The organism is Vibrio qingdaonensis, from assembly GCF_026191675.1.
Classification (GTDB): Bacteria; Pseudomonadota; Gammaproteobacteria; order Enterobacterales; family Vibrionaceae; genus Vibrio; species Vibrio qingdaonensis.
The window spans coordinates 1-20,856 of record NZ_JAKRRY010000006.1; the positions used below are offsets into that span (position 1 = coordinate 1).

Annotated in this window: 10 protein-coding genes; 2 read left to right on the top strand and 8 right to left on the bottom strand. The window is 43.1% G+C overall.

Annotated features, from left to right (window positions below; genetic code table 11):
* Nucleotides 1-7,733, bottom strand: a 7,733-nt coding sequence (locus MD535_RS06500) for an Ig-like domain-containing protein (RefSeq protein WP_265674070.1), incomplete at its 3' end; no start/stop codon positions are given.
* 251 nt (nt 7,734-7,984) lie between these two features.
* Here MD535_RS06500 and MD535_RS06505 point away from each other — a divergent pair.
* Nucleotides 7,985-8,965 (top strand): peptidoglycan DD-metalloendopeptidase family protein, encoded by a 981-nt coding sequence (locus MD535_RS06505; RefSeq protein ID WP_265674071.1) that lies wholly within the window; start codon nt 7,985-7,987, stop codon nt 8,963-8,965.
* Nucleotides 8,966-9,075: 110 nt separating this feature from the next.
* Here MD535_RS06505 and MD535_RS06510 read toward each other — a convergent pair whose 3' ends face one another.
* From MD535_RS06510 to MD535_RS06530, 5 genes are all read right to left on the bottom strand, one after another.
* A complete protein-coding gene (locus MD535_RS06510) occupies nt 9,076-10,620 on the bottom strand; it encodes a glutamate synthase-related protein (protein ID WP_265674072.1) in 1,545 nt (514 codons plus the stop codon).
* A gap of 174 nt (nt 10,621-10,794) precedes the next feature.
* Nucleotides 10,795-11,127, bottom strand: coding sequence for a zinc ribbon domain-containing protein YjdM (locus MD535_RS06515; RefSeq protein ID WP_265674073.1), 333 nt, complete (start codon nt 11,125-11,127; stop codon nt 10,795-10,797).
* Nucleotides 11,128-11,410: 283 nt separating this feature from the next.
* Complete coding sequence (locus MD535_RS06520; RefSeq protein WP_265674074.1) at nt 11,411-12,334, bottom strand: aminoimidazole riboside kinase; 924 nt, start codon at nt 12,332-12,334, stop codon at nt 11,411-11,413.
* Nucleotides 12,334-14,001, bottom strand: a complete 1,668-nt coding sequence (locus tag MD535_RS06525) for a glycoside hydrolase family 32 protein (RefSeq protein ID WP_265674075.1) — start codon at nt 13,999-14,001, stop codon at nt 12,334-12,336. The genes MD535_RS06520 and MD535_RS06525 overlap by 1 nt, the downstream gene beginning before the upstream one ends.
* Before the next feature lie 191 nt (nt 14,002-14,192).
* Entirely contained in the window at nt 14,193-15,182 is a 990-nt protein-coding gene (locus tag MD535_RS06530) for a LacI family DNA-binding transcriptional regulator (protein WP_265674076.1), read from the bottom strand.
* 371 nt (nt 15,183-15,553) lie between these two features.
* Here MD535_RS06530 and MD535_RS06535 point away from each other — a divergent pair, with 371 nt between their 5' ends.
* Nucleotides 15,554-16,996 (top strand): sucrose-specific PTS transporter subunit IIBC, encoded by a 1,443-nt coding sequence (locus MD535_RS06535; RefSeq protein ID WP_265674077.1) that lies wholly within the window; start codon nt 15,554-15,556, stop codon nt 16,994-16,996.
* A 190-nt stretch (nt 16,997-17,186) separates the two neighbouring features.
* Here the strand turns inward: MD535_RS06535 and MD535_RS06540 are convergent, their stop codons facing one another.
* Complete coding sequence (locus MD535_RS06540; RefSeq protein WP_265674078.1) at nt 17,187-18,929, bottom strand: aspartate:alanine exchanger family transporter; 1,743 nt, start codon at nt 18,927-18,929, stop codon at nt 17,187-17,189.
* Nucleotides 18,930-19,038: 109 nt separating this feature from the next.
* A complete protein-coding gene (locus tag MD535_RS06545) occupies nt 19,039-20,433 on the bottom strand; it encodes a glutamate decarboxylase (RefSeq protein WP_265674079.1) in 1,395 nt (464 codons plus the stop codon).
* Nucleotides 20,434-20,856 lie beyond the last annotated feature (423 nt).

The window sequence follows — 20,856 nt, forward strand, 5'->3', positions numbered from 1 at the left end:
GTGCGCTCTGCTGTGGCCGCTAAGGTGCTGATCGGTTGGCCCCCTAATGTCGCCGTCGCCGACTCCATCTCACTATCAAACGTCAAGGTCACTTCTACACTTTCACCAATCGCTTGATGCGTGGGGTTAAACGTCGCCTTACTCAATGTTGGCAATACTCCTTTAACCTCGATAACAGCGCTGGCTCCTTTACCGGGAATAGTATTTATACTCTCGTAACTGTCATCATCAACGGTCACGGTAATATTTTTATTTTTATTTTCGGGGCTTTTATATTTGGCTATCCAAGTAATATTGTCACTTGAAGTCAGGCTATTCTCGACTAAGCTCCCTTTCTCTCCATTATCACTAGCAACTATTTTTATATCTCCCACATCAAAGTTCACAACTTCTTCGGAAAAAATAAATTTTACGTCTAGTTCTTTACCTCCAGCCAATGGATTATCGCCAATTGGTATAATATTTAGCGTAGGGACTGTCGCTTCCTTTACGACTATATTTATAGAATTTCTAACCTCATGGCCCGCCAAATCATCCGCCACAATAGTGACAGCGTAACCCCCTGGGGAAAGTAAGTATTCCAGCGTATGTGGTTCGTTAGCATTCTCTGGTTTAGTGATAGACTCAGGGGTAAATTCAACCGCTTGACCATCTATGGCATTACTGGTCACAAGGTTAAGGTTTTTATCAGAAACCATTGCCATAACTTGGAATCTATATCGGCCATTTTCCGGCGTCATTGACAGTTGGGTTCCTGTTAAATTCGATATCTGAGGTTTTTGATAATCCACTATCGCTTGTAAACCCTGAGAATCATACTTCTTACCATTCAACTCAAAATTCGTAATTTCTCGACCTATCGAATCTATGACGCCCAATTTTATTTGATATAGCCCCTGCTCATCCGCCGTAAAATTAATCGTATCATTCACTGACGATTGTGAAAATTGCCCCGTTTTCTTTAGATTATCAAGTTCAATCGATTCGTAGTCCAACGTGTATTGCTGCGCGTTAACTTTGTCCCCTTCGATTGAATCAAGTGTAAATGCTTGACTTTCTTTCTTGAATATCAATTTCCCATCAATAATTTCGGCACCACTTTCAAAACTCAACGAAATTTCTGGAACCTTAATATTAACCTCTATTCTCTCGTTACTTTGCAAACCTACTTTATCGGTCGCGGTTATATCAACACTAATTGTATTGAGATTAATTAAGTCGTCTTTGTTCAACTCAAAGTAAGTTGCAGAGCCATCATCATCTTGGAGTTTTTCTTCTTCGTAACGAGGTTTAAATAACGAATACTTCACTTTTTCTAAACCACTAACCGCATCGGTAATGTCGAACCTAAATCTCACCATGTTTGTCAATGGATCAGGCGTTGTCACACTTACCGATTGACCGATCTTAGGAGGTGTATTGTCGACATAGACAGTAACGCTTTGCTCACCGGACTTCGCCCACACGTCAGTGGCAATAATTTTGGCGGTTAAAGACTTACCATCTGAACCATCTGGTAGGTCACTGGTAAACGTAGAACATTTATACGTTGGATCATCAATACAATCTTCGAATTGAGAAAACTTTTCAGGATGTTCCTTATAGTTATACGTTTCTACGCCAAACCTTGCGGTTACATTATCCAGGCGAGAGTTTTCGTATATCTTGACTCTAAATTGAACAACAAGCTGCTGACCATTAATAGTACTGCTCGTCTCTGGGCTGATAATATCAACATCAATATCCCCCTGAGGCATTTGCAATAATAAATCATGTTCAGCGGTCACGTTTCCAGCTATGTCGGATAAGTTCTTAATTGAGTATTCTTGCTTAGTACTTAATCCACTAATAATTGAGGAGTATAGCTCAGAGTAGGTACACTTAATTTCGCCCTCCCCCCCAGAACAACTCTTCGGAACAAACGCTCGATTACCCTGCTGTTTTTTAACTAATTTTGGATATACATCATCAGTCGATGTATTCACCCCGGATAACTCATCATAAAACGTTAAGTCAAATGTAAGCATTTTATTACTTTCATCATCAAACCAAACATCATTACCCTTTAGGTAATAAGCTTCACCATCCATCACAATCGGCGCATCGATATCCGCCATGGAAAAGTTATATTTGTCTATTGATACTTTACCATTGGTACCTAGTACCCGAGTAATCAATGCAACCGGTGCTTTTGACATATTACGATCAGAAATCACTGTACAACTGTGTTTATTTTGAGAGACGTTGATGACTCCAGAATAAGCAAACAGCTCGTCATCAGAGGGGGCATCTTCTGAGGTATAATCCTCGCGAATCCAGCACTCTAGTGTTTTAGCCTTCACCTCACCAACGACATCAAAATTCACTGTAAGCACTTTCCCTGCAATATGATTTTGAAAATTAAGTGGCTCTGCGATTGAAAGTTCTACCCCTTGCCTTTGAACACTAATGTACTTATTGAGTTCACCATACCTTCTATCTGCCTCATTGATATAACGTACTTTGTTGTATACTTTGATAGCAAAAGCATATGTGCCATCATCTGATAGTTGGGTTGGAAGTAGTGTCGTGAACCAACGATTACCTTCACCCCGATTAAAAGTAAGAGGGTTGGAACTGCTTTGTTCAGAATGCTTGTATGTCGCGACTACATCCTCAATCCCACTCGGGTCCTCAACTTCCATCGATATAACAATACTCTCATCTCGAGTGATCGCCCCTTCAATGGGATCACCATTCTCATAACTGAATTGAACTGAGGAAATCTGTGGTTTGGCATTTCGTATCTGTATCGGGAAGTCCTGTGTCGTTTTATTGCCTCTTAGATCCAGCGCCTCTATACGAATATTATTTATACCGTCAGATAGGCCCGTTAGTTCAACTGTTAGATTTTCATCCGGCTTTTGTCCTGGTACACCCGGGAGCGGCGGAGTGTCGGTGAAAGACCAAAACTTAATACTTTCTTTATCCACGCCATCAATTGACGGGACACCATTCGCATTGAAATCTTGGGCAGTAATATTAAACTGATAATTAGAAAGGTAAAATGCATCACTGCTATAGCCATTCAATCCTAATAATGGCCCAGTTCGATCAAGGATAAAGCTTCGTGTATTTGAATTTGACGTAAAGCCATGGATATCGATAGCCTGAGCATAGATCTCTGTGATTTCTCCTTCTTCTACTATTCTAATTTTACTGGTATCTGCTTTCGTCAATGGGATAACAAACTCTGAATTGGTATCCGACGGTAAAAAGCTCTTGATCGGCTCACTTTCTCCGACCTGATAAAGTAAGATATCTCTAACACCTGACTCATCAATCACTGATTTAAAGCGAACATCAAATGCTTCGCCTAACACAAAACATTCATCTGAGACGCAAGGAGTAGCCCAAGGCGTATTTAGTTCGATCTTCGGACCTTGGTTATCGACTTTAAATGTAATAGTACCAGTATTGCTCACATTTGCGGGGTAAGCACTGTCTGTCGCAGTAATATAAAATTGGTTCAATGCATCAAATTCAAACGCATTTGCGACTAACTGTACTTGGACTTCGGGTTGGGTTCCAATAATGTGCGGCTGCTCTTTACATAACTCGTCTTCAGGCTCGCAACTAGTAAGTGTCATTGTTTGACCGGATCCGCGCCTTAAATCAATATTCACATGGTCACCTTTGCTCAAAGTTCCCCAGTCAATATTCGGCTTCCAAATAGAATTCCCTCCAAGCCGATTGGCAAGATCTTCTCCTTTCACAATTGGTGCAATTGAGTCAATCCGGACCTTAAATTTAGGTGCAGTGCTCGTTAACTCTGACACCACATTCCCTAGATTGTCTTCAGCACGAACACCAACAGTCCAGTCCCCATTTCCAGGATCAATTGTTGTACCTTGGTCTGAACAAGATGTACCCGTACAGAGCTTTACCTTGAACCCAGAGGCTGTATTTACGGTAAACTTACTAGGATCGTAGGGGACTTTCTTTCCATCCGGGAGCGAGAATACCAATTGGCGCTCACTTAGCTTATCCCCAACTAAATCCTCAACGATAAAAGTGAGCTCATGAACATTACTAGCGTTAAGGTAGACCTCTTCTGAGAGCGTGTTACCAGTTACATCCTTTGGTGGTAAATAGGAAATATTCGGGTAATCATTATCAATGTAATAACTTTTTACATACGGCTCACTGCCATCATACCCATATGCATTTCCGTGTCTGTCTTTAGCGCTAATTTCGATTGCAAACTCCACAATATCAGGGAGACTTGATGATTGTGTATCCAAGGAAAATCGATAGTTCTTTTGGTATTTGTCGCTACTCTCGATATCTTCGACAATTTCCACCTCTAAAGGAGTTGGTATACTGTCTTGCTCTACTTTAAACCACATGGTTGAAAAACTAGGCTTATATTCTGGCGTTTCATCTATACCGGATGCATCTTTTAGGTTGATCTTTGCGGTAATTTCACCGGTAATATAATCCTTGTTATTTGCAGTAACGACATCGCCAGTTTCTATTTCTACCGTCGGTTCCGGCGGTAAATTATCTATACTCTCTCCGTCGCCTTCAATGATTGCTTCGCCATCTAACGTTGGATTGGCAGTCGAAATTTCATCCGCATATAATTGGGCTATATGCGTAGCGACGCCATAATTGATCGTCATAACATTATAAAGTGCTTGCGCAAGATCACGCCGATACGTATGCGAACCAAAGTCATAGCCATCAAGGTTTATTTGATTCCCATTCGCCCCTATGCCATTTGCTTTGCCATCGTAACTAAAGTCGTCATACATTGAAGAGGCAAAGCCCACTGAACTGTTTCTTGGTGTTTTAGACGATAACTCGTTAATCGCTTCAAGCAAAAACCTATGTAGGTATTCGTTAGTGGGTGGTTCTGGAACCGCTTCTAAACGCAGCATTTCGTTTGTTGCATAGGAAATTAGAGTCGGATCAAAACCAAAGAATGAATGACTGTTTCGCCCCGCTAACGCCGATTGTACTTGTTGTAAAATTTCCAGCCCTTTTACCGCAGTTTTTTCACCTGCAACAACTTTATTCCAAAGAAAATCAAACAGCCCTGTGTGATAAGTAGCAAGTTCGGTAATGTAAAAAGTTTGCGAGCCATTTAGCTTAAAATATGCACCAATATTTGCCTTAGTTAAATCTACATATGTTTTGGAGCCAGAGTGGTCTTCCCACTGATAATAATAGGGTTGGTTAGAACCTGCTGAACTCAAGACTCGAATCCGCATAAAATCATAATTAACCAGATCCGTCGTCGTTGGGCATGTTGCTACATCCCAAGCTTTTTGCCCAGAATTTGGCTCATTCGTTTGACTCGAAGTACAGTTTCCCAATGAAGTGAAATCACCATTTTCGGTTAAGCCCTCAAGCTGAACTTGAGCACCGATAAACGGGGTTACGACTGAAATAGTCGGGAGATCAAAGCTGCTTCGAAAATAGACTTCCTCGACTACACTCGTATTTTCCGACTCATCCATCGTTTTAATCACGAGTCGCTGAGCACTGCTCTCGGCAACATTGCGAAAGTTATCGCCAAGAATCTCTTTTACGTAAGGGATATAGTAAGTCACTTGACTGGCACGGTCGTTAATGTAATTTATTGTTTCGTGTGGTATCTCCGCAGAATATTCACCAGAAGAAGCGACAGTATCCGTCGTGTGCTGTAACACGTAATTTCCATCATTATTCTGGCTAACTGAATACTCTACGATAAGTTTAAGTTTGTCGGCACTTGAGCCAATAATCGTCTCGTTTTGAGGATCAGATACGATCACTTTAAGATAAGGGATTTTATTTTGCTTTAATAAATTAACGTTGAAGTTCTCGAAGTCCGCCTCATTATTAAACATCGCTTTTATTCCTGAACTTGCGTAAAGGAAATCAATTTTCAAATAATCTTTCGACGAAGCTACATTATTGGCAGTGTAAGTATCCCGAGTATAAGGAGCATCAGAGGTAATTCGCTCGCCTTCATCACTTACATTAACAAACGTCATTGGGGTGGTTTGTGGGTATGTTACGATCTGAGTAGGCGATTGATCATCTTTGCTAACTGTATGTAGAAATATTCCAACATTCCCCTGAGTGTCTGTCGCCGTTATCTCAAATAGAGTTGATGATGAAAACTCTTCGGTCTTATAGCTTTTTTCAAATTTGCAAGCACTTCCAGATTCAGAGATAACAGGGGTACATTCTAGATCCTCTGTAATACCGCCATTAAATGATACTGACGAGGATTCAATATCTTGATAATCTTCTTTTATAATGCCTTTTAAAACATAATCCGTAAGCTTGTTATTCACTGTGCTAGAAGACGTTACATCAATGACGGGGGCTTTGTTATCCCATATAAAATCAATTGGGGTCCCTTGAACTAAAGTATTCCCTAAAACATCCGTCGGGTACAACACTATACGTGCGGCGGTTACATTGGAGAACCCTGTATCTGAATCAGTATCGATTTCATCAACTTCAACTGTATTTACCATTACTTTCACAGATGTTTCGCGTTTTCCTTTTTCAAAAGCGGAATAATTCACTGCGCAAAAGTAATTACTTGTAGTATCCGATTCATTACAACGGTATTCATCCGACCAACTACCGTTCAATTCAAACTGCAGATACACAGATACATCTTGTACTCCAATTTCATCGGTTAGCTTGATATCAACGATATCAATCCCTGAAAGAACATCACTATCTGTTCTAGTAACAACTGGAGCCTCAGTGTCTATATCAATTTTATTTCGGGGGGGAATCATACTTAGTTCATCCCCTTGAGTCCCTAGCTCATTAACTTTATTACTAAAGCTCTGGTAGTCACTGGCTTTCGTTCCCGAAATATTAAGAGTAGGATCGTTCACTACTATCAAAAGGTGTTGAGCTAAATGGTTAGTATAAACATCACTAGAAACTTCTCTTCGACCGAATGAGATCGGTGTTACCCCGCCTCCCGTTTCTAGTATTTCCTTTCCATCTAAATATCCATCGGACACGATATCTCTGTATTGTATGTCTGCAAGATTCATTGATGTATAGACATTACTTGAATTCCCATACTTCTCGATTAAATCATTAGAGTAAGAGGAGTATGCTGTTAACAATGCGCCATATTTGTGTCCAGGCGTTGCAAAGCTGCTTTGACCGCCGTTAGTGATATCAATTGGCTCAGTCCTATTGACATCAAATCCATACATAGAGTTAACTGTATCTAACGCGCCATTAATCGCGTTTTCTGTCGATGCTCCCTTACTCTGCTTGTATTTAGCCAGACCTGCCGTAATGTTGGTTAACGGCGTAATCATAAGGCTTTGACTCAAACCTTCAGAATAATTAATCACACTATCTAGTTTAAGTATCTTACCATTACTAACCGATATTATTTCCTTAGTTAGAGGATCGGTATAACTTCCTCCTTCGGCTCTAACTAAAAGCGGCCGAGAAGAAGATACAACTTGAATTGAGTAGTTACCAAACGCATCTGTATGACTCAGCCCAAGCTGACGACCGATTTGCTCATTTTCATACTCCCACACCGATACGCTTGCGCCATACACCGGCGCGTCAAAGACGGTACCAAAAATGGTGCCGCTTTTCCTTGCTGCCGGAGCACTACTGCTTCCTCCACTTTCCCCCCCGCAAGCGGCTAAAATTATGGAGGTAAGAATTGAAATCAATGTGATATATAAAGTATTTTTATTAAACATAGCAAATCGAAAATTAAAATTTTCCGAGATTATATTCTTAATGTGAAATTTCTCAACGTGACGAAATCACCAGTACTTTAATCAAAACAACTAAGTAATCAATGACTTTTCATATTGTAATCCACTTTATTCTTGCATCTATAATCATTTACTTAGTTAAAACAAAGGAATTAACTGCTTCTCAGTGTAAGATTTAATTTAAAATATTATACTATCCCAAAATTTACGTTCCTCTTGATGAACCAACTATAATGACAAGTTTCACACTACCTCACGTCAACTACCAACGATTACTCCCTATTATTCTCTCCACATCCCTTGCTGTAACTATTAGTTCGATGACTTATCACCTCTCGTCTAGCGAGGAAAAACCAAGTGTTCAAAACGTAAACTCTGTTACTGATAGACACTTTAAAGAACTATATGACAAACATTTTCAGAGAACTAAAATAATTAGTGGTATCATCGACTACTCTTTCATAACATCGGTTATAAACTCTGGGTTATCTCAAAAGGAAATCAAGTCACTAATCAGTATAATTGAGAAACATTTTGATATAATCAGCTCTGTCCAAAATGGCGATAAGTTTGCCATTAAGTATCAAACGAATAGTGATAACGATAGATATATTAGTTCTTTTTACTATACTGGTAGAAAATTCGACTTTTTTATCCTTCAAGATGAAAATTACAATACCTACAACAGAAATGGATACAAATTAAGTGGTGAGCCATTTTATACTCATCCACTAAGTGAGTACTTCCGTGTTAGTTCATCATTCAACTTGAAGCGCAAACACCCAACAACAAAAAAAGTAACGCCACATTTTGGCACTGACTACGCATCCCCTATCGGCACAAAATTATTCAGCATCGCTGATGGCATAGTTGTGAAGTCAAAATATAATCAATTTGCCGGAGATTTTATTAATATACGTCATTCCAACGGTTCATTGTCTCGATATCTGCATCTTTCTAAACGCAATGTTAACGTTGGTGATAAAGTCTTAAAAGGGGAACTGATTGGACTCACTGGTAACAGTGGAAGGACAACGGGGCCGCACCTACATCTTGAGCTTTTTGTTGAAGGAAGACCTGTAAATTATGAACGTTATATACAGAACTCCCGCCACTTCCCCAGTCAAGAAATGAAGGTCAAAGCGAAGATTGAACGAGCAGAGTTGATTAAAAAACTAAACAAACTAACTAAAACAAAAACCACACATATATGATTACGCTCACCCCCCTTATTTTTAGACATATCACTATATTGGTAGCTTAGATAAAGTGCACGAATCACTCTTTATCTAAGCTACGTAACAATCTTTAGCTCGAGTTGGCGCTACAAAGACGTTACCCCCGAATACCGCACTCCAGATAACTGTGCCATCTCTCTACTCCAAGTAGCCAAATCATGTTGATTAAACTGGCTTAGCGCATTATGGCCACAGGCTCTCGCCATCACTTGCATCAGTTCGGTTGACGCGTCAAAGAAATTATTAAGTTGCTTTGAGGCTTTGTCGACATTAAGCCGTTGTCGTAGATCGGCCTTTTGAGTCGCAATACCTGCTGGACAATTATTGGTATTACACATTCTAGCGGCCACACAACCAATAGATTGCATTGCACTATTCGATATCGCGACGCCATCGGCACCTAACGCCATAGCCTTCACAAAATCCATTGGCACTCGCAAACCACCTGTCACGATTAAGGTTACCTTTCCGCTGACGCCTTGCTTATCTAAATACGCTCGGGCACGTGCTAGGGCGGGGATTGTCGGCACACTAATGTGGTCCCTAAACATTGCTGGCGCAGCTCCGGTTCCTCCACCTCGCCCATCGAGAATGATGTAATCTGCACTGGCATCGAGCGCGAACTGAATGTCCTCCTCTATATGATTGGCACTTAATTTAAAGCCAATGGGGATCCCTCCCGTGATTTCTCGAACTCGATCGGCGAAATGCTTAAAGTCTTCTGCGGTGTGAAGATCTTTAAACGTCGGTGGCGAGACAGCAGCTGTGCCTGCTTCAATGCCACGAACTTGGGCAATTTTTCCTATATTCTTACTGCCTGGAAGATGCCCACCCGTTCCTGTTTTTGCGCCCTGTCCACCTTTAAAATGAAACGCTTGGACGTTTTTCAATTTTGATTCGTCATAACCGAAACCCGCACTCGCGAGTTCATAAAAATAGCGCGAGTTTGCCGCTTGTTCTTCCGGTAACATTCCACCCTCACCAGAACAAATACCTGTGCCAGCCAACTCCGCGCCTGTCGCAAGAGAGACTTTGGCTTCTTCGGACAACGCTCCAAAACTCATATCGGACACAAATAAGGGGATTTTTAGCGATAGGGGTTTCTTCGCCATAGGGCCAATCACAAGTTCCGTTGCAACTGATACATCCTCCAGTAATGGCTTCGTCGCCATTTGTGCCACCATCACTTGTAAGTCATCCCAATGTGGCAACAGATGCCGCGGTACTCCCATCGACGTCATCGGTCCATGATGACCGACTTTTTTTAAACCATCTCGAGCCAATTGGTGGATAAATTCGACGGTAGGCTCTTCTATTGTGACGGTTGCGATTGGCATACTATCTGGCGATTGTATTTGAACTCCTGGTCCTTCTTGCCCAACTTGCTGCTGGGTAAATTGTTTATGAGAACCATCACAATACGGTGGATTCTGAGTATGTTTACAACGACATAAATACGCATCACCACTTTCAGCCGCAACAAAACTCTTCGGTTTAAACTCAGTCCCCGCGTGAGAACCATCGCAAAAAGGTTGATTAGATGAACGACCACACGTGCAGTAATAGTATTCTTTGTCTTTGGTCAGATCGGTTTTGATTGGTACGTTATTGGAGATAATCGGCTTGCTCATAGTCCATCCTTTGTTCCATGTGTATTATGGTCAGGCGCTTTTTAATGAAAAGCTTCACGCTTAATCAAACGCTCATTGTTATAAGAGACTTAGATGAGCTTAGTCGAGAACGATGCCAAACGCTTTTATAGGACTTCCAGTAATGACCATTTCCCGTAATAGTTCGGTTCCTTATTATGCTTTCTTGACATACTTCGCGGTAACTAAAATTTCAACCCCACCATCGACCTTGCAGTCAAGCTGATGATCTTTACCCTCGATAATTCGCTTAATCACCGCCTTTGTACCTATCTTAACAACCATAGAGCTACCTTTTACTTTGAGATCTTTGATGGCTGTGATCTTATCCCCTTGTTCCAGCAGCGCGCCATTTACATCATGGACAACAAACCGTTCATCCAATAATTGCTGGGGGTTCCACTCATACGCACATTCAGGGCAAATGAGCTGATTTTGGTCTTGATAAACATAGTTGGATTGGCATGCAAGGCAAGGAGGTAATGGCATATTATGATACTTCTGTTAGTAAAACTGCCTGGTATGGTAATGGGTCCTTTCTGCGTTAGCGAGTAACTTTTCAATAAATGAATCACAGCGCACAATGGCAACTGGCGCTGTGAGTACAGCATAACCGCTAACTAAGCTTAGCAATTGGCGATAGGAACCTATTTCAACAATAAGAAGCGAGATCTTGCAATAAAAAACCATCTCCTACCATGAGAATCGTTCCTACTCGGCTTCGTTGTTCCCACAGTGGTTTATTCACTCCAACGCGACTGAATTGCTACGATTACTGATGAATAAACGCCATTAATTCAGGCTCAGTTGGTAGCGCGGTCATTGCTCCTTTTTTAGTTGTCGCTAGCGCGCCACAGCCGTTAGCCCACTGAACGGCTTCCATGATGGTCGCGATACTGTCCCATTCATCGCTTTGCGCCAGACGTGTCAGTAGCCCGCCAACAAACGCATCTCCTGCTCCTGTTGTATCGATTGGTTGCATTTTTTGACCAGCGATCAACTGCTGACACCCTTGATAGATAATCACAGCGCCTTTTGCCCCTTGAGTCACGAGAACCAGAGGGATATTAAGGGGGGCAATATAGGCTAACCCCTCTTCCAACGTGTTGGTATTAGTCAAATACAACAATTCATCATCGGAAAATTTAACCACATCGGCCATTTCAATCGCATTAAGTACCACCACTCGAATCTCACCCGGGTTTGCCCACACTTCTTCACGAAGATTTGGATCAAAACTCACAAAACCACCAGCGGCTTTGATATTCTGCATCGCCGCCATCGTGCTACTTCGGCTCGGTTCATTAGCTAAAGCAATGGAACAGCAATGAAGCCACTGTTTAGCCTGAAATCGTGGTATATCGCCTTGGGTAAGAAACTGATCGGCGCTAGGTTTTACCATAAAGGTAAAGCTTCGCTCTCCTTGAGCATCAAGATCAACGATAACGGTAGAGGTACGCTGCGCCGCATCCAATACCATGTGCTTGGTATCCACCCCTTCATCACTTAGCGTTTGCTTCATGAATCGCCCAAGTGGATCGTCACCTACACGGCCAAAGAAAGCGCAGTCTCCACCTAAACGAGCGATGGCGACTGCAACATTGGCTGGCGCGCCACCTGGACACTTCAGATAATTCACATCCCCTTCAGGAATTAAGTCAACAACCGCATCACCAGACAACCATACTCTGTTCATTACTCACACCCTTCTTGGTTACTACTTGCAGAGTTCAACTTTGGTAAAGCCAACCTCCAAAATGAAAACGTCGCGCAGCCAGACAGCGTTATGCTGGTCGCGTTAAGCGGGGTAAACACGCGGCTAGTCATGACATATTCACCATCATTAATAAAAATCTCTACCGACGATGAATCCGCCAAAATTTGCAGTGTTACCGTGGAACTAGAGAGAGACAGATCCCTTACTTGGTCACCTTCTCTTATTAAGGTTTGGCTTCGGTCTAGCAATAGCGTGCGAGTGTCCGCGTCTAGAACTATCTTGAGCTCATGATGGCTGTCTTTGAATAACGCGAATTCACTGCCCCACTCAAGTTCCACCTGTAACTCAAACGATTTTGTGCCTAAGTCTCTTGACGAATGGTTAAGCTCAAATACTTCAACAGGACTTCTCATTGATTTCAGCTCTTGCAGCGGACGCTGTATTAGGCGCTCGTCTTGATACGTCAATTCACGCAAGCCTGTGAGTTGATGTATCCAGCCATTATCAATACTGGGTTGATTAATTTCATCTGGCAATCCCATCCATCCAACCAGTACACGCCGACCATCTGGTGTTGCTAACGTCTGTGGTGCATAAAAGTCAAAGCCATGATCAAGATTCTTAAAGCCAGAAAATGTTATGCCTTGTTCATCGGATAATTCAACATCAACATAGCCATTATGATGAGGCACTGTATGATGCGGGCTTGTTGACGCAATTCCCTGCGGGCCGATAAGCGCAACCCAGCGACCATTAAGTTGGAACATATCTGGGCATTCCCACATGTAACCGAAATTCCCCATCTCTTCACCATACAAGCCGTGATACACCCAATCATGAAGATTGTTCGATTTATAGACCGCGAGACGTCCTTGCAAGTCCTCTCGCTGTGCGCCGAGCAACATGAACCATTCGTTGTTATGGTAAAACACTTTAGGATCGCGGCAATGTGGCGTGACTTGAGGAGGAAGGGTTGCGACAACCGGGCCTTTTTTATCAAAGCTGACACCGTCGGCTGACACGGCAAGACATTGAGTCGTATGACGATCTCGTTGCTCGCCAATCCGTGTATTACCCGTATAAAACAGCATCAACTCATCACCGTGACTTACAGCATGTCCGGAAAACACCCCATGAGAGTCAAACCAGTCAGAGGGTGTCAGGGCGATAGGTTGTCCCTGCCAATCAAGCATATCTTTGCTCACTAAATGCGCCCAGTATTTGTCCTTATGTTCACAGGAATACGGCGACCATTGGTAGAACAAATGGTACTGTCCATTGTGAAAGACGAAACCATTAGGATCATTAAGCAGACCCTGCGGTGGCGCAACATGCCACTGTGGACGAAACTCACACTCTGTTGCCACTTCACGCGTTTGCGCCATTCCACGCTGTTGGTTTGCTATCTGCTTACCAACAGCAAGCAGGTCGGCACTTGTTAACGTCGCTGGCTTTTTGTAACGGACTTGTCCTAGTGCTCGATCAATGCCCACACATGTTTGCCCATCAACGTCATCCATTGAAGGTGGTGTCCCTGTCACTAAATCAATATCCCTAACTTCAAATACAAGATCATCATCAGGAATAAGTACACGGGTTACATTCTGGATTCCACCACAGTCTGCAATAAAACAGGCTAACGACATAGTCACTCTCACAGTTAATATTTTGGGAACGTTTGCAACTCTAGAGGAGCCTATCTTAAAATTCAAGTTAGAATCGCGCATCAACCGAAAATCTGTGAGCGCACCAGTAAATAATGACATAAGTGCGCAATCAACAAGCGGCGCGTTACGCCGAAGTTTCGTCAGCGACACCCACACCAAGTACTACATAATTAGCAGGTTTCTCTAGCTACGCTCTTAAAACCAAGTACCATTTTGCTCATATGCTGTTGTTTTCCATTAATTAAATCTAACAACACTTGTGCCGACGTCTCTCCGGCTGAATCAAATGAATAATGAAATGTCGACAGCGAAGGTGAACACACGCTACCCAGCTCATCATCACCGACTCCTAGAATTTTTATCTCTTTGCCAGGCAATTTTCCAGCACACTTAATGGCATTAATTGCGCCAACAGCAATACGATCGGTTGCACAGAATACGCCGTCAACGTCTGGGTAAGTATTGAGGAGTTCCGTCATCTGCTCAAAGCCCGATTCAATAGAAAATTCTCCTCGGCTATGGAACAAAGGTTCACCGAGTCCCGCGAATTCTGTGGCCTGAAGCAATCCTTGATAACGCATTGAATCTACAGCGATATCCTGGCTATTTACGCCAATAAAGCCGATTTTTTTTGCGCCAGCCTCAACCAACCTTTGGCCGGCAACAAACCCAACTCGGCTGTCATCATGAATCACGCTTGGTATATCAAACAAAGAACCATCTTGCCCCACCAGCACAACTGGCACGTCGGACTGCCCAATCACTTTAACCAACGCCTTATCAAGGTGAGTCGCATAGAGAATAATGCCTTCGACCCGTTTTTGATTGAACAACCGAATAAACTCAACTTCTTTGTCATTGTTATGCTGGCTATTGGCCAATAGTACGTATTTCCCTGCTTGCTCAAACACCCGACTTAGACCGTCCGCCCCTTGTGAAACGGCGCCTGAAGAGACAGTTGGCACAATGACTCCAATCAAGTTGGTCTGCTGTAATTTTAGATCCTTAGCGACTTGATTAACAAAGTAACCGCACTCTTCAATCGCCTTTCTGACCTTGACCTTGGTGCTTTCTTTTACTCCGTACTCATCATTAACAACGCGAGACACGGTAGACTTTGAAACCCCTGCGAGCTTCGCGACGTCATGCAAACTTGCCATGCTATATTCAGCCTTTTGTTCTTTTCTGCAATTGTTTGCAAGTTTGACAACTAATAATCATGAAAGATAGTGCTTTATGATCACATTAAGCGCCAGATCCGGCTAAATAAGTCGATCATTGTCATACTTTTCTGCATTAAATTTTGACTAAAGACTCTTTTTGCCGAAAAATCCATTTTGCAAACGTTCCCAATAATTAACAGTCTATTCCTAATACAATAAGAAATAGTCATTACGATACCCAGCGATTCGAAGAACTGATACTGGTAACATCCATACCCTTTTGAACAGCGCACCGCCCTGTTCATTGAGGTGATCAACGCCAGCCTCTCTATCGTCATGGGATATACCAGAAATATCCGGAGCCCGTTATGAACTACCCTGCTATAGCAAAAGAACTCTTAGTACTCATTGGAGGTAAAGAAAACCTCGCCGCACTCGCCCATTGCGCGACACGTTTACGCCTTGCCGTTAAAGACGAGGCCTTACTTCAAGAAGAAGCAATCGATAATCTTGATGGCGTAAAAGGCCAATTTAAAGTGGCAGGTCAATACCAAGTCATTTTCGGCTCTGGTATTGTCAATCAAGTCTACGCTGAAATGGCGAAGCTGACGGGGATGAGCGACATGTCGACCAGTGAAGTTGCTTCTGCTGGTGCCGAAAAACAAAATGTCGTCCAAAAGGCGGTCAAAGGACTCTCGGATATATTCGTGCCAATTATCCCAGCCATTGTGGCTGGTGGTCTATTAATGGGTGTGTTCAACCTTCTTACGGCTAAAGGGCTATTTATTGACGGGCTGTCACTTATTGAAGCCTACCCTGGCATGGCTGATTTAGCAGGGATGATCAACACATTTGCCAATGCCCCTTTTGTTTATTTACCTGTGTTACTGGCATTTTCAGCTTCTAAAAAATTTGGTGGTAACCCCTTCCTTGGCGCAGCACTGGGAATGCTAATGGTTCACCCTGATCTGTTGAACGGCTGGGGATTTGGTGGCGCAAGCGTCTCTGGTACGATCCCGACTTGGAATATTTTTGGCTTCGAGATTCAAAAAGTGGGCTACCAAGGTTCCGTATTGCCCGTTTTAGTTTCTGCCTTTATTCTGGCTAAAGTAGAAAACGGCTTACGTCAAATTATCCCATCGGTGCTTGATAACTTACTTACGCCGATGCTCGCCATTTTTATTACTGGCTTCCTAACCTTTACCATCGTCGGTCCTTTCACTCGTGATATTGGTTTCTTACTGGGCGACAGCCTAAATTGGCTCTACGATTCAGCAGGTTTTATCGGCGGGGCTTTATTTGGTTTTATTTACGCACCGTTTGTGATCACAGGTATGCACCACAGCTTTATTGCTATTGAAACACAATTACTCGCCGATATCGCAATTACAGGAGGAACCTTTATCTTCCCTATCGCAGCAATGTCGAATATTGCCCAGGGCGGCGCTGCACTCGCCGTTGCCTTCACAACAAAAGATACCAAAACAAAAGGGATTGCCATGCCATCGGGTGTCACCGCATTACTTGGCATTACTGAGCCGGCAATGTTTGGGGTGAATTTAAAACTACGCTATCCATTCATTGCTGCTATTTGTGCTGCGGCCGTTTCTAGTGCCTTTGTCACTATGTTTAACGTCAAAGCCTCTGCGTTAGGCGCGGCTGGGTTACCTGGCATTATCTCCATTCGTCCAAACGATATTATGTACTACGTCATTGGGATGCTGATCGCTTTTGTTGTCGCGTTTGCGCTAACGATTATTCTGGGCGCCCGCCACAATGCCAAAGTAGAAAATACCCCCGTAGCGGCTTAGTGCGAATCCAAATACACGCGACGTAAAAGATACGGCGTGTCACAGTAACGGGGCACCACCCATAAAAAAGCCCATAGGTCCTGACCTATGGGCTTATTACGTTGTATTTAAAGACGATGACAAACCAGTATCTAAAATCCAAACGTCGGGAAAGACCTCTCGTTAGATAACCGTTACTCAATCACCCTAGCTAAATCACCATCGCTAAATAACCAAAAATTAGGACTAGCATGGAGGTAAGCGCGTATGGAACCGGATACCCAACCGCAGGTATTGCACTCTGAGCGGCATCCTGAGCCCCTTTCATCGCAGGGGTACTATTCCGTCCACCCGCACATGCCCCAGCGAGAATAGCTGGGTTCATCTTACGAATATACAGACCGTACAACCACGCCAATAATGGCGGAAGTAATGCGGCAATCAAGCCCAATACCGCGATTTTAACCACTACGATACCTTGGAACGACGCGAGTATTTTCGGTCCTACGGTTGCGGCCAGTACCGCCACAAATAGGCTTAGACCAATATCTTGCAAGAAACTACGAGCGCCTTCACTCATCGGCCCGCCAAAGGTCGGGTTTCTTGTACGTAGGAAAGAGAAAATAATCCCTGTGAGCATACAGCCAGCCGAGGTACCTAAAGCAAATGGAATGCCTCCTAGCGTCACACTAAAGTGACCACACACATAACCAATTAACAAAGCAATCGCCAGGTAAAAAGTTTCCGTTATGGTGCTTTCTACAATCGGCGCACTATTCAATTTCTTAGCCGTTTGCTGAACACACCAGTCAGAGCCCGCCACTCGAAGTACATCACCTGCTTCTATCACAGTTTTAGCAAGCAGCGGCATTTGATGGCCTTGTCTAAACAGCGCTTTAATATAAATACCAAAGCCCACCTCGGTGCCCACTTCTTCTAATGTCTGACCAATATATTTAGACTTACCAAGATGAAGATCAGCCACTTCTATATCAACATTTCTGGCACGCGGCTCGTCAACTTCAATGCCAACCTCCGCATTGCCCCCGGCGATAAGCGCATGATAACTCCCTCTTACCCCAATGATATCGCCCAATTGAAGTGTTGGGTTTTCAGACGCATCAAAGACCTCTTCACCTCGTACCACTTTCAGAATTGCGGCATGGGGAAATTGATGAAAAAGAGCTTGAACATCTTGCCCAACTAACTCTTCATGCTGGACTTGATAGGCGCGAATATCCAACGGTAAGACGCCAAGATTTGAAAAGCCGCTGGTACTTGGAAGAGGCTCTGCATCGCCACCAGCACCAAACTCGGCTTCCGCCTCTTTTGCGGCTTTGACCGGGTCGATTTTAAACAGCGCAGGTAGGTATTTAATAAGTAAAATAATAAACACGGTAGAGAGAACGTAACTAATCGCATAGCCTGCTGCAATATTGGCACTCACTTGATCAAGCGTCATTCCTTCTGGCGCTTTAAATGCCCCAGACGTAATCGCAGACTGTGCCACCCCCATCACCGCCGTCACTGTATAGCTTCCTGAGATGATCCCCGCAGCATAACCCGGAGCTAAACCAAGAAGCTTGGAGCCGAAATAAACAATGACGAAGTTACTGCACACGACAATCAGCCCAATAACAACAAAATCTACTCCCCCTCGCGCTAAACCGGAAAAAAACTGCGGTCCAACTTTCATACCGATGGCATACATAAACATCATCAAAAAGATGTCGGAAACTAATCCCGGCTCATTGATGTGAAGCCCATAGGCAGAGTATGCCGTCAGTGCGATCGCAATACCTACGATCAATGTGCCCGCTGTGGACCCTAAGCTAACGCCTTTAACCGAAAGTTTCCCTAACGGATACCCTATCCCAATAGACAAAAACAAAAACACAAATGGGTTTTCAGCAATATAGTGAATGATCGAAAATGGTATATCTGAAATATTCATACTCACGTTCCCGTAAAATGAGACAACGTCGAAGTGGAGAGCACTATGTAAATTGATACTCTCAAAAGACTAGCAAAGAAACCGCCCCTTGGACGGTTTCTTAATGAGGTTAACCGTGATTAAAGCCTGCTGACTCCTTCGCATCACTGCCGTGACTGATTGGATGCTGTGCGAAGAACTCGACGCAATGTTTTAGATCCGATACAAGCATATCAGCTTGGTCGCGGCTGAAACCATGGCGAACGAGAATTCGCATGATCACAAGGTCTTCACGTTTCGGCGGCATCGCGTAAGCAGCAATTTGCCAGCCACGTGAACGTATACGATCAGACAGATCAAAGAGGTTAAAACCTGGATCAATACCCTCTTTCAATGACCAACTCATCGCAGGAATTCCGCCACGCCCATCATAAATAATATCAAAGATACCGAGCTTCTCGATTTCATCTGACAAGTATGTTGCCGTGTCATAACATGCTTGATGGATTTTTCGATAACCTTCTTTACCCAAGCGCAAGAAGTTGTAGTACTGGGAAACAATCTGTCCACCAGGTCTTGAGAAATTCAAGGCAAAGGTAGGCATGTTGCCACCAAGGTAATTCACATTAAAGATAAGATCTTCGTGCAATGCACTGGCATCGCGCCAAACAATCCAGCCCACACCGAGTGGACTCAAGCCAAATTTATGCCCAGAAGCGTTGATAGACTTCACTCGTGGTAGGCGGAAGTCCCACACCAAGTCTGGATCACAGAATGGCGCTAGAAAGCCACCACTTGCCCCATCAACATGCATAGGAATATCAAGGCCCGTATCTTCTTGCAGCTTATCAAGTGCATCGTGTACATCTTTCACTGGTTCATATTGGCAAGTGAACGTCACACCAAGAGTTGGCACCACGCCAATGGTATTTTCATCACAACGTTTAATGACTTCTTCAGGAGACATGATTAAACGGTCGCCTTCCATCGGAATTTCTCGTAATTCAATATCCCAATAACGCGCAAACTTGTGCCAACAGACCTGCACTGGACCACAAATTAAATTAGGTTTATCCGTTGGTTTACCTAATTTTTTCATTTTGTCACGCCATGCCCATTTTAGTGCCATGCCGCCTAGCATTGCCGCTTCACTCGACCCCGTCGTTGAGCAGCCCAACGTATTCTCTGCGTCGGGTGAATTCCACAAGTCAGCTAACATATGAACACATCGCGCTTCAATTTCTGCCGTTTGCGGGTACTCATCTTTGTCGATCATATTTTTATCGATGCATTCATCCATTAGTTGATGAATTTCATCTTCAAGCCAAGTTTGGCAGAACGTGGCTAAATTTTGACGCGAGTTACCGTCCATAAATAACTCATCATGAACCACTTGATACGCATGCTTTGGAGCGTGCTCCTGCTCTGGTATTTTATATTTAGGCATAGAAAGTGATAGGTCGCGTGACGAGTAGATATCATCTAACAGATCATTTCTTACTGAATCTTTGGCATGAAGAGGCATTATTCGTTACTCCTAATAGTAAACATCTTTGATTTACCTGAATGTCTTAATTGATATTTCTTATATGAGACAAAACAAAGATAGATCACCCTTATGAGGTCAGCAACATACACACACCGAACATAACATCTCGTAAATGACGCGATAGCGTAAGATTAAGCTGACAATAGCGCCTTATGAAGGCATTATCTCTGCGTGTATAAAACCTCAAAAAATCAACTCAAGATACTGATTTAATTAACTTTAAAACAAACTCACACTAGACATAATTTAGTATTAATATTGGTAAAGTACCGACATATCAGTGTCATTTAGAACCGCTTAACTATGACAAGTATTTTTTGTCGTGACCGATGATTATTTTGATCAATGCCTCAACCAGGTTTAACCCACTATTTAATTAAGGTTATAATCCTACTTTTA